14 protein-coding genes are annotated in these 16,137 nt (G+C 44.6%); 10 read left to right on the top strand and 4 right to left on the bottom strand.

What is annotated here, in order from left to right:
• Nucleotides 1-23: 23 nt before the first annotated feature.
• The 6 genes from KIH87_RS03155 to ahcY all read left to right on the top strand — a co-directional run bounded on the left by KIH87_RS03155 (nt 24) and on the right by ahcY (nt 8,483).
• Nucleotides 24-2,192 (top strand): malate synthase G, encoded by a 2,169-nt coding sequence (locus KIH87_RS03155; RefSeq protein ID WP_232360086.1) that lies wholly within the window; start codon nt 24-26, stop codon nt 2,190-2,192.
• 514 nt (nt 2,193-2,706) lie between these two features.
• A complete protein-coding gene (locus tag KIH87_RS03150) occupies nt 2,707-3,906 on the top strand; it encodes a saccharopine dehydrogenase family protein (protein ID WP_232360085.1) in 1,200 nt (399 codons plus the stop codon).
• 38 nt (nt 3,907-3,944) lie between these two features.
• Nucleotides 3,945-5,114: a carboxynorspermidine decarboxylase gene (nspC, locus tag KIH87_RS03145; protein WP_232360084.1), complete on the top strand. Its 1,170-nt coding sequence runs from the start codon at nt 3,945-3,947 to the stop codon at nt 5,112-5,114.
• A 15-nt stretch (nt 5,115-5,129) separates the two neighbouring features.
• On the top strand, nt 5,130-5,828 hold the full coding sequence (locus tag KIH87_RS03140) for a 5'-methylthioadenosine/adenosylhomocysteine nucleosidase (RefSeq protein ID WP_232360083.1): 699 nt from the start codon (nt 5,130-5,132) through the stop codon (nt 5,826-5,828).
• Between the two features lie 18 nt (nt 5,829-5,846).
• Complete coding sequence (locus KIH87_RS03135) at nt 5,847-6,797, top strand: cobalamin biosynthesis protein CobD/CbiB (RefSeq protein ID WP_232360082.1); 951 nt, start codon at nt 5,847-5,849, stop codon at nt 6,795-6,797.
• 297 nt (nt 6,798-7,094) lie between these two features.
• Nucleotides 7,095-8,483, top strand: coding sequence for an adenosylhomocysteinase (gene ahcY, locus KIH87_RS03130; protein WP_332460725.1), 1,389 nt, complete (start codon nt 7,095-7,097; stop codon nt 8,481-8,483).
• A 98-nt stretch (nt 8,484-8,581) separates the two neighbouring features.
• Here the strand turns inward: ahcY and KIH87_RS03125 are convergent, their stop codons facing one another.
• The 3 genes from KIH87_RS03125 to KIH87_RS03115 all read right to left on the bottom strand — a co-directional run bounded on the left by KIH87_RS03125 (nt 8,582) and on the right by KIH87_RS03115 (nt 10,042).
• On the bottom strand, nt 8,582-8,845 hold the full coding sequence (locus KIH87_RS03125; protein WP_232360081.1) for a Txe/YoeB family addiction module toxin: 264 nt from the start codon (nt 8,843-8,845) through the stop codon (nt 8,582-8,584).
• The gene (locus KIH87_RS03120) at nt 8,845-9,108 is read right to left on the bottom strand and encodes a type II toxin-antitoxin system Phd/YefM family antitoxin (protein ID WP_232360080.1); all 264 of its coding nucleotides are present in this window, start codon (nt 9,106-9,108) and stop codon (nt 8,845-8,847) included. Before KIH87_RS03120 ends, KIH87_RS03125 begins: the two co-directional genes overlap by 1 nt.
• Before the next feature lie 127 nt (nt 9,109-9,235).
• A complete protein-coding gene (locus KIH87_RS03115; protein WP_232360079.1) occupies nt 9,236-10,042 on the bottom strand; it encodes an acyl-CoA thioesterase in 807 nt (268 codons plus the stop codon).
• Nucleotides 10,043-10,287: 245 nt separating this feature from the next.
• Between KIH87_RS03115 and KIH87_RS03110 the strand changes: the two genes are divergently transcribed.
• Complete coding sequence (locus KIH87_RS03110) at nt 10,288-10,866, top strand: GNAT family N-acetyltransferase (RefSeq protein WP_232360078.1); 579 nt, start codon at nt 10,288-10,290, stop codon at nt 10,864-10,866.
• Nucleotides 10,866-12,200 carry an NAD(P)/FAD-dependent oxidoreductase gene (locus tag KIH87_RS03105; RefSeq protein ID WP_232360077.1) on the top strand — a complete coding sequence of 445 codons (1,335 nt, stop codon included), beginning with the start codon at nt 10,866-10,868 and terminating at the stop codon, nt 12,198-12,200. The genes KIH87_RS03110 and KIH87_RS03105 overlap by 1 nt, the downstream gene beginning before the upstream one ends.
• 102 nt (nt 12,201-12,302) lie before the next feature.
• On the opposite strand, the gene tyrS is transcribed toward KIH87_RS03105, so the two are convergent.
• On the bottom strand, nt 12,303-13,502 hold the full coding sequence (gene tyrS / locus KIH87_RS03100) for a tyrosine--tRNA ligase (protein WP_232360076.1): 1,200 nt from the start codon (nt 13,500-13,502) through the stop codon (nt 12,303-12,305).
• Between the two features lie 151 nt (nt 13,503-13,653).
• Between tyrS and KIH87_RS03095 the strand changes: the two genes are divergently transcribed.
• Together KIH87_RS03095 and KIH87_RS03090 are read left to right on the top strand one after the other, a co-directional pair.
• On the top strand, nt 13,654-14,964 hold the full coding sequence (locus tag KIH87_RS03095) for a peptidoglycan DD-metalloendopeptidase family protein (RefSeq protein ID WP_232360075.1): 1,311 nt from the start codon (nt 13,654-13,656) through the stop codon (nt 14,962-14,964).
• The gene (locus KIH87_RS03090) at nt 14,964-16,079 is read left to right on the top strand and encodes an anhydro-N-acetylmuramic acid kinase (RefSeq protein WP_232360074.1); all 1,116 of its coding nucleotides are present in this window, start codon (nt 14,964-14,966) and stop codon (nt 16,077-16,079) included. The genes KIH87_RS03095 and KIH87_RS03090 overlap by 1 nt, the downstream gene beginning before the upstream one ends.
• Nucleotides 16,080-16,137 lie beyond the last annotated feature (58 nt).

Genomic DNA, 16,137 nt, shown 5'->3' with positions numbered 1-16,137 from the left:
CCGTTTTTTTAGTGGAGCAAGTGATGCCAAACTTCATTCAGAGTGGACGATTAACGATCCACCCTTCCCTTTACCGCTTTGTCAACGAAGACGTTATTCCCGGTACAGGTGTCGAACAAGGTAAATTTTGGCAAGGTTTTGAACAGTTATTAAGTGAGCTTGCCCCAATAAACAAGGCATTACTTGCCAAGCGTGATGGAATTCAAACACAGTTGGATGGCTATGCTAAAGCTAATCCGGGGCAACCGGATCCTGCGCATTACAAATCATTCCTGACTGATATCGGTTATATCGAACCTCGCCCACAACCGTTTAATGTCGGCACACAAAATGTTGATGCCGAATTAGCCACAATGGCCGGGCCTCAATTAGTTGTGCCCATTAACAATGCGCGTTACGCACTGAATGCGGCGAATGCTCGCTGGGGCAGTTTATACGATGCGCTATATGGCACCGACGTATTGCCGCCTCTGGCTAACCTTAAGCCCGGCTACGATCCTGCTCGTGGCAAACAGGTTATCGAATATGCTCGTAACTGGCTGGATGAAACCTTTCCGTTAGCTCAAGGCAGCCATGCCGATGCTCAAGCCTACGATATCGTAAACAAGCAATTGCAAGTAACACTTCTCAGCGGAGAACAAGTTGGCTTACAAACCCCCAGCCTGTTCAAGGGTTATCAAGGCAAGCTGGACAATCTGGAAAGCATTCTACTTTGCCATAACGGCCTGCACGTTGAAATTCAGTTTGACGATGAGCACCCCATAGGCAAAGACGATCCTGCGAACATAAAAGACATTGTTGTTGAAGCCGCTCTTTCCACCATTATGGATTGTGAAGACTCCGTCACTGCCGTTGATGCAGAAGACAAAGTCCTTGTGTATCAAAACTGGCTGGGCTTGATGCAAGGCACATTGAAGCAAGAACTTAATAAAGACGGCAAAACCATATTGCGTAAAATGCGCCCGGATCGCGAATATGTTGGCGCAGATGGTCAAACATTTAGTTTGCCAGGGCGAAGCCTGATGTTCATACGTAACGTAGGCCATCTAATGACCATTGATGCCATTCAACTAGACGGAGAAGACATTCCAGAAGGCATCATGGACGGCGTCATTACCAGCCTGATAGCCAAACATGATCTGCTTAATAACAGTAAATTCTGCAACAGCCGTGAAGGCAGTGTGTATATCGTTAAGCCTAAAATGCATGGGTCAGAAGAAGTCGCTTTCGCCAATACCTTATTCGGACGTATTGAAGATTTAATCGGACTAGAACGCAATACTTTGAAAATGGGCATTATGGATGAAGAACGACGTACCAGTGTGAATCTGGCAGCCTGCATTCATGCCGCTAAAGACCGCGTTGTATTCATTAATACAGGCTTTTTGGATCGCACAGGCGATGAAATTCACTCGTCAATGTTACAAGGCACGTTTGCTCCTAAAGCGACATTGAAAACCATGCCCTGGATCCAGGCTTATGAGCGAGCCAATGTTGTCACAGGTTTAACCTCCGGCTTACGTGGTAAAGCGCAAATCGGTAAGGGCATGTGGCCCGAGCCTGACAATATGGCAGCCATGATGCAAGCCAAAATAGGCCATCCTAAAGCGGGAGCGAATACCGCATGGGTTCCATCACCCACAGCAGCCACCTTACATGCTCTGCATTACCACATGATAGATGTAAAAGAAGTACAGACAGGATTAATGAATGAAGACTTCGATGGTCTTGATGACATCTTGCAAGTCCCTTTAATGCCAGAAAACTTGAGCTTAAGCGCCGAAGAGATTCAGAAAGAACTGGATAACAATGTTCAAGGCATTCTTGGCTACGTAGTTCGCTGGGTACATCAAGGTATTGGCTGTTCAAAAGTACCCGACATCAACAACGTGGGCCTAATGGAAGACCGAGCAACCTTGCGTATCTCCAGCCAACATATTGCCAACTGGTTATGTCATGGCATGGTTTCCAAAGAGCAGGTCGAAGCCAGCATGTTAAAAATGGCTCAACTGGTTGATGAACAAAATGCAGGTGATCCTGAATACATCGCCATGATGCCAAACCCTGAACAAAGCATTGCTTATCAGGCTGCGGGCGAGCTGATTTTTGAAGGCATGAGTCAACCGAGTGGTTATACCGAGCCAGTTTTACACAAAAAACGTCGCGAAATGAAAGCCCGCTTAAGAGCATAAAGAAAATGCTTTTATAATCAGCGAAGTAAAATAGTTTTATCAGGAAATAACGCGCTTTAAGTGCTGTAAGCGATTGAAAGAACTGAAACAACCAACCAATTGTTCATCGTGGCAAGGATGCCAAACTTTTTAGCAGGAATAAGATGCACAGACAAGTTGCAGGTGTCCTTACCCGCAATCCCCTGTAATCAATACCCGCTCATGCTGAAGCTATTTCAAAGCGTTGCTTATGTAATAGCTTCAGCACTTGCGTCCACACTCACATTTGTCCCAAGGAAAAACCTATACCGACAGGCCACATCCTGTGGCGCTGTACATTCCGGTAAAATCCATTTCTATCACACCCAACATCCAATCCCTTACCCGTCGCAAATGGTAAATATTCCGCTAGAATAATACCCAGACAAATAACCTGAGCTTGTCTTGAAAGTCGGTTTTTTTATCGCCTATTGCACTATCAAAATTTAGTGGTAGGATTCCGCAACTTTTCACAGGTTCTACGAGGAATTGAACTATGTCCAGAGTATTAATTATCGGCGCCGGCGGTGTAAGTACCGTAACAGTTAAAAAATGCGCACGTTTACCTGAATACTTTGATGAAATCTATTTGGCTAGCCGCACTGTATCCAAGTGTGAAGCTTTGCAACAAGAAATTGGTAAAGACCGAATTAAAGAAGTATTTGCTGTTGACGCAGATGATGCCAAGCAAGTGGCTGAACTTATTCGTAAAGTTGAACCTAAACTGGTGGTCAACCTGGCGTTGCCTTATCAGGATCTTCCTATTATGGATGCCTGTTTGGAGACTGGCGTTGATTATTTGGATACAGCCAACTACGAACCGAAAGATGAAGCCAAGTTTGAATACTCATGGCAATGGGCTTATCAGGACAAATTCAAAGAAGCAGGCTTAATGGCTTTATTAGGCAGCGGTTTTGATCCGGGCGTAACCAACGTATATACCGCTTACGCAGCCAAGCATTACTTCGATGAAATCCACTATCTGGACATTGTTGACTGTAATGGCGGCGACCACGGTCAGGCTTTCGCCACTAACTTCAACCCTGAAATCAACATCCGTGAAATTACGCAACTTGGACGTTTCTGGGAAAATGGTGAGTGGAAAGAAACCGATCCACTAAGCGTTCGTGAAGACTTGGATTACCAAAACATTGGTGTTCGTGCTTCTTACCTAATGTTCCACGAAGAATTGGAATCGTTGGTTAAGCACTTCCCTACCTTGAAACGTGCGCGTTTCTGGATGACCTTCGGCGAAGCTTACCTGACTCACTTACGCGTGTTGGAAGGCATCGGCATGACCTCAATTCAACCTGTTGAGTTTCAGGGTCAGCAAATTGTGCCGTTGGAATTCCTGAAAGCCGTACTACCGAACCCTGGTTCGTTGGCAGAAGGTTATACAGGCCAAACCTGTATCGGTACTTACATCACTGGTATTAAAGATGGCAAAGAGAAGACCATCTTTATCTACAACAACTGTGATCATGCCAAGTGTAACGAAGAAGTTGGCGCACAAGCGGTATCATATACCACTGGCGTTCCTGCCATGATTGGTGCAGCATTAATGCTGAACGGGACATGGCATGAAGCAGGCGTTTGGAACATGGAACAATTCGATCCAGATCCATTCATGGCGATGTTGAATGAACATGGCTTGCCTTGGCATGTCATCGAATGCGACAGCCCGTTTAAAAAATAAGTCAATTGAAAATATAAGCTGAGAGAGTAACAGGACCAATGATCCAAGCCGCCGGAAAAGCATCTGTATTCAATAGTCAGGAGATCCCTTCTCCTTGCTACGTTTGTGAAGAAAGCAAACTGGAAGCCAATTTGCAGTTGATGCAACGAGTACAGAACGAGTCAGGAGCCGAAATTATTCTGGCGCTAAAAGGCTTTTCCATGTGGTCAACCTTTGGTCTGGTTAAGCAATACTTGCAAGGCTGTACAGCAAGTTCGGTATGGGAAGCCAAACTTGCTCGTCAGGAAATGAACAAAGAAGTTCATGCCTACGCGCCAGCTTATAAACAACAGGACATTGACGAGTTGGTTAAGCTTGTTGAACACATCTCGTTTAATAGCCTGGGTCAGTGGCAGCGATATAAAGATCAAGTCGCTGCTGCTGGTGTATCAATGGGATTACGTGTTAACCCAGAACATCAGGAAGCTGATACAGAATTGTATGATCCCAGTGCTCCGGGTTCTCGTTTAGGCGTTAGAGCTTCTGAACTGGAAGCTTTTGAAGCCGCAGGTGGTGACCTGTCTGGTATTGACGGCCTGCATATTCACAATTTATGTGAATGCGACTCTTACGCCACCGAACGTACCATTAAAGCGATTGAGAAAAAATTCGCCAAATGGCTACCCAAGATGAGCTGGATTAATTTGGGTGGTGGTCATTTGATGACAAAAGCGGGTTACGATGTTGAGCATTTGATCTCAAGCTTGAAAACCTTCCGCGAAAAATACCATGTTCAACTTATTTTGGAGCCGGGTTCCGCCGTTGCATGGCAAACAGGGCCGCTGGTATCAGAAGTGGTCGATATCGTAGAGAACAATGGCAAAATCGCGATCCTCGATATTTCAGCCACAGCTCATATGCCCGACGTGCTGGAAATGCCTTATCGTCCAGCCATCACCAACGCAGGTCTACCGAACCAAAAAGCCTTCACTTATAAACTCGGTGGCAATTCATGTCTGGCAGGTGACGTGATTGGTGAATACAGCTTCGACCGCGAATTACGCATTGGTGACAGGATCATTTTCGAAGATATGATCCATTACACTATGGTAAAAACCACCTTCTTTAATGGCGTGCAACACCCTGCCATTGGTATTTTAAAGAAAGATGGCAGTTTCCAGCTTGTAAGAAGCTTCACCTACGAGGATTTTCGTAATCGTCTGTCATAAATCAGGAACTCCAACATGAGAATTGGCATTATTGGCGCTATGGAGCCTGAAATCGCGCTGCTTTTAGAACAGATGACACACTCGGAAGAACACAAACATGGTTCTTTCGCCTATTATTCCGGAAAATTATCAGGTACAGATATTGTTCTGGTGCGCTCTGGCGTAGGCAAAGTTGCAGCGGCAGTGGCAACCACCACATTAATCAATCATTTTTCGCCTGATTTCGTGGTCAATACGGGTTCAGCAGGTGGCTTTGACAGCGAGCTTGATATTGGAGATATCGTCATTGCTGACAACGTTATCCATCATGATGTTGATGTAACCCATTTTGGTTTTGCGCCCGGACAGGTTTTCGATATGCCGGAAACCTATCAGTGCGAATTAACGTTGATTGAAGCGGCTGAACAAGCCGCTTTGTCGCTAGAACAGATTAAAACTAAACGCGGACAAGTAGGCACTGGCGATGCGTTTATTGGTTGCGACGACGCAGTTGCCAATATCAGAGAGCTATTTCCCTCAATGAGCGCTGTAGAAATGGAAGGAGCAGCCATAGGCCAAGCCTGTTACACCCTTAACACACCCTTTGTTGTTATCCGCTCACTTTCAGACATTGCAGGTAAAACCTCTCAAATGTCATTCCAAACCTATCTGGAAAAAGCTGGGCGCAACTCTGCTCAGTTAGTGCTGGGCATGATCGACAACCTTAAACACTAATCAAATTCCAAGTTCAAGATGCTGGATATCTTAACCAACTCAACATTACAGCCTTTGTTGATCCTGCTTCTGGTAATGCTACTGGAAAAGGTCATTGCCTGGCCAGATCAAGCACATCCTCTGACATTACTACGTAGCATGGCAGAAACGATGGGCAAGAAAGTACATAGCAGCAAATCTAATTCGCCTACTCAGCAACGTATTTCAGGAACCTTAGCTATCATAGTGCTAAGTTTACCTGTTGCATTCATCGTAACGGTTGTGATGTTTTTTGCCGAGTATGCATTTTTCTTTGATGGCGTATTGCTACTGATAGCCCTGCGCTTTCAACCTGTAATGTCTGGCAGCAAGAAGATTCAGCAAGCCTTGGAAGCAAGGAAAAAAGCATTAGCCAGGAATATGCTAAGCCGTTGGACTCTAAGAGAAACTGAGGCACTTTCCGAACTAGGGATCTGCAAAGCAACAGTAGAAACCCTGTTATTACGATTTAGTTATCAATATATGAGCGTTATCTTTTGGTATCTGATAGGCGGCGGTGTGGTGGCACTTATTTATCGCTTCATCTATGAAATGTCACATACCTGGAATATTAAACTTAGACATTATCAACATTTTGGTCGTCCGGTATCCTGGTTAAGTTTTATCCTTCAATGGATACCCGTGCGCTTAAGTGCCTTGTTATTTGTTATTGCGGTTAATGTTTCCAAAGCATTTGCCGCTATGAATAAACAACGAGGAAGCGTCTCCAGCCACACTCTATTGCTGACACTGTTTGGTGGCGCATTAGATTTGCAGTTAGGAGGCCCGGCCTATTATGGCATGCAAAAAATCAGATTACCCAAATGTGGCGGAATAAACGCCCCGCAAGTGAGAGATATTGCCCGAGCCCGCTTGGGAATATATCAAACTCAGGGAGTATTCATCGCCATGTTGCTATTAATGAGCGCGGGAATCTACAGTATGGGGTAGTTGGAAAGCTGAAAGCACAAAAAATTGGGAAAAATTTCTGCTCAGGGGTCGCTAATTTGACCGAGATAAATTAAAGTGCTTGAAGTTTGACAGTGTGCAACAAAATTACCGTATAGGTAAACTAGCAGTGGAAGTGGTAATTGGCGTTTTCCAAACACCGACCTTAATGAAAAACTAGTTATTTTTCAAAAACTTAATCCCCTTGCTCCACTAAAACGTACAGTGTTATCCCGGATAACTGGCTGCTAAGACGCTTGCCAACTACACTAATTTTTATTGATTAGACGGAAACAAACTATGAGCACAGCAAATATGACTAAAGATGGTGACTACAAAGTCGCGGATATTTCTCTCGCGAATTGGGGTCGTAAAGAGCTGACTATCGCCGAGAGCGAAATGCCTGCTTTGATGGCTATTCGTGAAAAATATCGTGCCGCACAACCTCTTGCCGGTGCAAAAATTCTAGGCTGTATTCACATGACCATCCAAACCGGAGTATTGATTGAAACTCTGGTAGCTTTGGGCGCGGAAGTTCGTTGGTCTTCTTGTAACATTTTCTCTACTCAGGATCACGCTGCTGCTGCGATGGCTGCTGCGGGTGTACCTGTTTTTGCATGGAAAGGCGAAACTGAAGAAGAATACGAGTGGTGCCTTGAGCAAACAATTCTGAAAGATGGCAAGCCTTGGGATGCCAACATGGTTCTTGACGATGGTGGTGATTTGACTGCTATGTTGCACGAGCAATACCCTCAAGTGCTGGAAAACATCCACGGCATCACTGAAGAAACCACTACGGGTGTTCACCGTCTGATCGAAATGTTGGAAGAAGGTACATTGAAAGTACCAGCGATCAACGTAAACGACTCTGTAACTAAATCTAAAAACGACAACAAATACGGTTGCCGTCACAGCTTGAGCGATGCGATCAAGCGTGGTACTGACCACTTGTTGTCTGGTAAGAAAGCTTTGGTTATCGGTTATGGTGACGTGGGTAAGGGTTCTGCCGCTTCATTGCGTCAAGAAGGCATGATTGTTCGTGTTACTGAAATCGACCCAATCTGTGCAATGCAAGCATGTATGGACGGCTTCGAAGTTGTTTCTCCTTACAACGGTGGTATCAACACTGGTAAGAAAGAAGACATCAACCTGCCATTGCTGCAAAGCACTGACATTATCGTAACCACGACTGGTAACGTTAACGTGTGTGACTCAGCGATGTTGAGCACTCTCAAATCAGGTGCGGTTGTTTGTAACATCGGTCACTTCGACAACGAAATCGACACCGCTTTCATGCGTGACAACTGGCGTTGGGACGAAATCAAACCTCAAGTTCACAAGATCTACCGTAGCGATGACGAAAACGACAACCTGATTTTGTTGTCTGAAGGTCGTTTGGTGAACCTGGGTAACGCAACGGGTCACCCTTCACGTATTATGGACGGTTCCTTCTCTAACCAGGTACTGGCACAAATTCACCTGTATGAAGAGAAGTTTGCTGACATGACTCCAGAGCAGAAAAAAGCTGCGATGCGTGTTGAAGTGCTTCCGAAGAAACTTGACGAAGAAGTTGCAGCCTACATGGTTAAAGGTTTCGACGGCGTATTGACCGTTCTAACTGAAAAACAAGCTGACTACATCGGCGTGCCAATAGAAGGCCCATATAAGCCAGAAAGCTACAAATACTAATCAGTTTTCTTATACTGAATGCAAAAACGCCTTCCAAGTGGAAGGCGTTTTTATTTAACCGCTTTTTGTCATCGCGGCTTTGTATCAACAACTTTCTGTCAATAATGATAACGACAAGAAATAACGGTGATTGCGCCATCGTCTACTGCATATACCAATCGGTTGGTATCATCAATTCTTCGAGACCAAAAACCTGCCAGGTTTTCTTTTAGTGGTTCTGGTTTCCCAATCCCGTCAAAGGGCGAACGCTTTACATCCAGAATGAGCTTGTTAATTCTCTTTAAGGTTTTCTTATCTTGCGTTTGCCAATATAAGTAGTCGCTCCAAGATTCATCTGTCCATGAAAGCACTCTGCTGGTCATCAAGCACCATTCTCGTCTTCAAGCCCTCGCTGGGTCGTTTTTCCCTCTTTATATTGAGCAATAGATTTGTTGAGATGCTCTGCATTAGCAGGAGAACGCAAAAGGTGAACCGTTTCCATCAAACTGTTGTAATAATCTAACGACATGACAACAGCGTCCTCTGAATCCCGTCGAGTAATAACGGTAGTATCTGCGTCATTCACAACGTTATCTAATACGGCCTTCAAGCTATTTCTTGCTTCAGTAAAAGACACAATTCTCATAACACACCTTATATGTACAACTAATTGCACAAGTATAGATATTTCTCTTCGATATGTACAATAAAAAGAACATGTATTTTGTTAATCCATTACATCTGAAGAACTGTCAGACTTTGACTTGCCGACCTTAATCAAACACGGTCACCGTCTGGCGACTAATAGCTACCAGCTCACCATGAATATCCCAGATATTGGCCTCTTCCAGAATATAACCGCCTGATGCTTGACGAGTGTCGGACTGATAAGCAAACCAATCATCAGGCTTAATGGGTTGGTGAGGATGCACAAAATCCACACTCCAGGTGACAGAACTGGCAGGAGCAGGCCAACGCAGCATTTGTAATAGCGTAGGAGGCCAGGCATCGATCATCGCTAGTAAATGGGCATCAGAAATTTTTTCAGGCGGCTGTTTAAATCGTACCCAACCATGTACTTCTTTGTTTTTACTGCCAGTGAAAGGCATGCCTTTTTCTAATGCCAATTCAAAATGACGTAAAAACTTGGGAACCACTTTAGGAATTTGTGGGATGAACCGGCCTTTTTTGGGCAAATTCATATCATGACGCTCAATATTAGGGGTTTTGATTTTCGACTCGCGGCTATTACCAAAACAAGCCTGACAAACCAGCCCTACTCTGCCGTCTTGCACAATTTTTGCGGTTGCATGGGTAACACTGCGTCCTTCTCTGAGCACTTCAGGCTCAATATCAAAGGCTTCGCCAGCATTAATGGGACCAACAAAATTCACGCTAATAGAGCGCAATACACGCTCATACCCTATCAGTTTACGAATAGCTTGATAAGCAAGCGCTACAGTAGCTCCACCAAACACGGTTCGGCCTTGCGACCATTCGTCGGGAACACCGGAAATATGCATTAAGTTTTGTTCAGATGGACTATTTTCAACGATCTGTAGCAACTCATCAAAATTCATGTTTTACAAACTCTTAGATTAAATTCGACCAACTGGTCGGATGTGCTTGCCGCATTATTACCCAGCAAAATGCTTATCGCAACCAAGAGTCACCATCTGCTGTTTTACTTTTTATACAAATAATGCACATGGGAGATTTGCTACCCTACCTGAATATCCCTATACTCCACCGGTTTTCATTTTATTTAAGCTATGCACTCAATATTAAATTGGTATAGGCATTAGCAAGTGTTCGAGACGAATCAATGACAGAAGAGAATAAAAGCAATATTCGATTTGTCCCTTTTACGCCAGAGGCTTTCGATGCCGTAATTGAACTGGGAAACCTGGTTCATGGCGACAACTATCTGGACAACGATAAAGTTCAATACCTCTACAACGCCAGCTTGAAACATGGCATCAATGCCAGCTTGGTGGCGTACATGGACGATGATTTAGTGGGATTTAGGTTGACCCAGGCACCAGAACAATGGGACATTGATGAGTGGTGTTCGCCTGAGCTTTGGGGTTTTGACAAAGAACAGGTGTGTTACTTCAAATGCAACACGGTTCATGAGCGCTGTAGAGGTACGGGAATCGGTTCAGAATTACTTAAACGCTCTATTGAGCAAGCAAAAAAACAGGGCGCGAAAGCAGGACTTGCACATATTTGGCTTGCCAGTCCTGGCAATAGTGCGTACAAATATTTCAAAAAATGTGGTGGCGAGCTGGTAAAAGAACACCCCAACCGCTGGCAAGGCTGGTACGACAGCCACGGCTATATCTGCCCGGTTTGTGGAGAGTTCTGTACCTGTACAGCTGCGGAAATGATGATTAAATTTTAATGTACGATCCATTAACTCATTCGAATATAGCCCCTAATCAGGGTTATCCCGGCAGCTTTTGGGCTGCTGACACGCAACAACGATTGAATTTCCCGCAATTTGAAGGGGAGACAGAAACCGATGTCGTGGTTATTGGTGGCGGCTACACAGGGCTTGCCGCAGCGCTGGAACTACGCCAGAAAGGCGTTGCGGTTTGCTTACTTGAAGCTAACGAAATTGGCTGGGGCTGTGCAGGCAGAAATGCAGGCTTTGCTTTACCTGGCTCGGGGCGTTTGGGTTATGGGGCATTAAAAAAAGCCTATGGCGAAGAAGACGCCGATGAAATCATCAAAGAATTTTATGCCGCACCAGAAGAATTAAAAGCCTTCATCGAAAAGCATTCACTGGATGTCGATTACACTCAGGGCGGCTACCTGAAAATTGCTCATAAACAGAAGTTTTATCAGTTATTTGAACAACAATATGAAGAACTTCCAGAAGCTTACCGCAAACATCTTTCACTGGTGAGTAAAGAGCAGTTAAGTAGCTCGTTATTGGATACCAACAAGCAACACGGTGGTTTGTACAACAACTCTTCCTTTGGCATCAACCCACTAAAAATGGCATTAGCCATGGCAGAACTGGTTGATAAGAGTGGCGGTACGATTTTCTGTAACTCACCAGTATTGTCATACGAGCGCAACGGCCCTCATTATGAAGTAAAAACCGCGAAGGGCTTGCTGCGTAGCAAATACATTATTCTGGCGACCAACGCCTACACACCGAATAAATCATTGCCAGCATTGCATCGTATTCAATTCCCGGTGCTTTCCAGCGTATTGGTGACTCAACCTTTAAGTGACGAGCAGTTAGAGCTCTTCAAACAACCCGGCTTGTTATGCATGGATACCCGTGCCTTGAAATATTACTACCGATTGCTGCCAGACAATCGCCTGTTATTTGGTGGCCGCGGCACGATAAAAGGCAGTAATCATGATAGCCAGGGCATCAAAAATAAGCTTCTAGGCGCATTAAAAGATAGCTTCCCCACATTGGATAATATGCAAATTGACTATTATTGGAGTGGTTGGGTAAGTGTGTCTCAGGATCAGATACCACACATTGGTTGCTTCCCTGACAACCCGGACGTTTACTATGCAATGGGTTACTGTGGCTCAGGGGTGGCATTTACTCATACTGCCGGAAAACGATTAGCACAGCTGATCACAGCTCCAGAGGATGTTCCAGAATTACCCATTTACTGGCGCTTCCCCAAGCCTTTCCCTCTGGCTCAGTTCAGACGCTTGGGCTTATGGGGTTATTACCAATGGCAAGGCTTGATGGACTTGGCTTAGTAAAATCGAGAAAGATAAAATCAAGAAAGCTGATAAGGGTATCAGTAAAACAATGATACCCCTTCTCAAAAGCCACTCGAATTGAAGTAAGACTATAAGTGATTAATTTAGCGTTACGCGAGCGAACTTACGCTTGCCAACCTGATAAACCGCAGTGCCAGCTTCGGTGATGGTATGCTTGGCATCAGATACCTTTTCCCCATCGATTTTCACCGCGCCTTGTTTGATCATGCGCATGGCTTCTGAAGTAGAACCAACCAAATCCGCATCTTTCAACAAGTTAGCAATAGCAACACCTTCGGGATCGAGTGGCAATGACACTTCTGGCATGTCGTCAGGAATCGCATTCTTCTGGAAACGCTGAATAAAGTCCTGATGCGCTTGCTCCGCAGCCTCTGCATCATGAAAACGCTCAATAAGTTCTTTTGCCAACGAGATCTTGATATCTCTTGGATTAGCGCCTTCTTCAACCTGCTTTTTGAAAGCTTCGATTTCCTCAATAGGACGGAAGCTCAACAACTCATAGTAACGCCACATCAACTCATCAGAGATAGACATCACCTTGCCAAACATATCGTTAGGCGCATCGGTGATACCAATGTAGTTGTTCAAAGACTTGGACATCTTTTGTACGCCATCCAATCCTTCCAACAAAGGCATCATCAATACCGTCTGTGGTCTTTGCTTCTCCTCTTTTTGCAGCTCACGTCCCATCAGCAGGTTGAATCGCTGATCCGTGCCCCCCAACTCAACGTCAGATTCCAATGCCACAGAATCCCAACCTTGCGCCAACGGATATAAAAACTCGTGGATTGCGATAGGCTGACCATTAGCATAACGTTTTTTGAAATCGTCACGTTCCAACATACGGGCAACCGTTTGTCTTGCCGCTAGTTTGATCATGCCTGCTGCACCCAGCTTTTCCATCCACTCCGAGTTAAAGCGAACTTGTGTTTTTTCTGGGTCTAGAATTTTGAATACTTGTTGTTTGTAGGTTTCAGCGTTAGCAAGCACTTCTTCACGCGTTAATGGTTTTCTGGTGACGTTTTTACCTGTGGGATCGCCGATCATGCCGGTGAAATCGCCAATCAGGAAAATGATATCGTGACCCAAATCCTGGAAGGTTCTCATCTTATTGATCAAAACCGTATGCCCCAAATGCAGGTCTGGTGCGGTTGGATCAAATCCAGCTTTGATTTTTAAGGGTTTGCCTTCTTTTAGCTTCTCAATGAGCTCTTCTTCCAACAAAATTTCATCTGCACCGCGTTTGATCTCCGCAAATGCTTGTTGCCAATCCGACATTAGTCTCTCTCTCAACCTACTGGGGAATAAAGGAATGGTGCATTCTACTGCTCATAAAACCGCAATAAAAGGGGATTGACCCTAGAAAATCCCATGAAATCGGTATATTCTCCTAATAGCGCTATTTTTATTCGCTTAAACCAAAGGCTGTATGGTACAAAAACAATTAATTCACACCATAAAAGCACTGCCTCGCCAACATAAGCTGATCATGTCAGGGCTTATGTTCATGCTGCTTATTCTTGCAGTATTGCCTTCAGAAAAAGCCAGTGCATCTCGTAATACTCCCGTTGTAGAACTAGAACTGGGCAAGCGCTATTCCATTGATGTAGCACCTGTAGAAAGTGCAATTGAAGAACAAATCGCCGATGACACCAAACAAGAGTGGAAAAGCTATAAGGTTAAATCAGGCGACAATTTAGCGAAGATCTTCGCTCGTGCCGGCCTTTCCCCACAAGATGTTTATAAGGTCAGTAAAGCTGGCAAAGAAGCCAAGAAACTTCTCACAATTCTCCCCGGCGAAGAAATTCAAATACTGTTGGATGAGCAAGACAACGCCTTTAAAGGATTGCGTTACGCCTTTTCCAGTACAGACACCTTATTAATTGAGCAAAACAAAGGCACCCTTTCGTCTCAAATAGAACACAAAGCCATGAGCTCTCGATTGAACTTTTCTACTGGCGACATTGAGAACAGCTTCTGGAATGCTGGGGTTAAATCGGGTTTAACCGACAATCAAATTATGAGCCTTGCCAATATTTTCGGCTGGGATATCGACTTTGCTCTGGATATTCGAGAAGGCGATAGCTTCAACGTTATCTTTGAAGAAAACTTCATCGAAGGCGAATTTATCGGTTATGGCGACATTGTTGCGGCAGAGTTCACCAATCAGGGCGAAACTTACACGGCAATTCGCTACAAAGATGGCAACTACTACACGCCAGAAGGACGCAGTATGCGCAAGAGCTTCTTGCGCGCTCCAGTGAACTTTAAATATATCAGCTCTAACTTTAAGCCTCGCCGTTTCCACCCAGTACAAAAACGCTGGAAACAACACAGAGGTATTGATTACGCCGCCAGTACAGGCACGCCCGTTGTTGCAGCCGGTGATGGCAAAGTTATCAAAGCGGGATACGACAAATACAATGGTCATCACGTTTTCATTCAACATGGCGAAAACTACGTAACCAAATACCTGCACTTTTCCAAACGTAAGGTGAAGAAAGGTCAATGGGTGAAGCAAGGCCAAACTATCGGTTTGGTCGGCAGTACCGGGCTTGCAAGCGGGCCTCACCTTCACTATGAATTTTTGGTAAATGGCGTGCACCAAAATCCGCGTACGGTGACATTACCTAAAGCGAACCCAATTGCCAACAAGGAAAAAACCGAATTTCTGGCACTCGCATCTGATTACATGGATAAGTTGCAAAACAATAAGCGAATTATGTTGGCAATGAATTAATGTCTACTCGTGAGCTTTATATCGGACTCATGTCAGGTACTAGCATAGATGGCATCGATCTGGCGTTGGTCGATATGAATAGTGGCATTCCCAAGCGACTAGCACACGAAACCTTTGCTTATTCCTCCGATTTAGCAGACGAGTTGCATCAGCTCTGCCAATCTGGTGCGGATGAAATTGAGCGTATGGGAGCAGCCGATATTAAATTGGCAAAAGCCTTTGCCAATGCGGTTAAGCAAACATTAGCTCAACATAACCTGTCCCCCAATGACATTATTGCAATTGGTAGTCACGGACAAACTATACGTCATCGTCCAAACTCAGATTACCCCTTCACTTTGCAGATCGGTGATCCTAATACATTAGCCGTGGAAACAGGTATTGATGTTGTTTCAGACTTTCGGCGCAAAGACATCGCCCTTGGAGGACAAGGCGCACCACTAGTACCCGCTTTTCATAATGCGGTTTTTTCATCAGATACCTCAAATAGAGCCATAGTGAACATCGGCGGCATCGCCAATATTACCTGGTTACCAAAAGGCCAAGATCCTATCGTTGGATTTGATACCGGCCCAGGAAACAGACTTATGGATGCCTGGTGTACAACGCATACTGGCAAGCCATTCGATTCAAATGGAAACTGGGCAAGACAAGGGCAAGTAGATAGCGAGCTACTACAACAGTTACTCTCTCATCCGTATTTAGCTCAGTCATTTCCCAAAAGTACAGGGCGTGAATTGTTTAATTTAGACTGGCTAGAACAACAGCTTTCTAATGCAGGGAAACCTAATACGTCAGTGGATATACAACGTACATTATTGGAATTTACAGCTGAATCTATCTCATTACATCTGACACAGTTAGCTGAGCTTGAAGAAGTCTTTATATGCGGCGGCGGAGCTGAAAATACATTCTTAATGGACCGACTACAGCAATTATTAGCTCCAATAAAAGTATCATCCACAAACTCATTGAATATACCACCAGATACAGTCGAAGCAATGGCCTTTGCATGGCTAGCCTACGCCTTCAAAAATAATATTCCTGGAAATATTCCCTCAGTAACAGGCGCAAGTAGAGAAGCACTTCTAGGCGGGCTTTATCCGGCTCGATAGCCCCCTTTTTATATAAACTTACCAATACACCCATCCATTATCACAACTATATGGCATT

Source organism: Paraneptunicella aestuarii (assembly GCF_019900845.1).
GTDB lineage: Bacteria > Pseudomonadota > Gammaproteobacteria > Enterobacterales > Alteromonadaceae > Paraneptunicella > Paraneptunicella aestuarii.
Note: the sequence above shows the minus strand (reverse complement) of the source record. Positions and strands in the feature narration are given on the sequence as shown.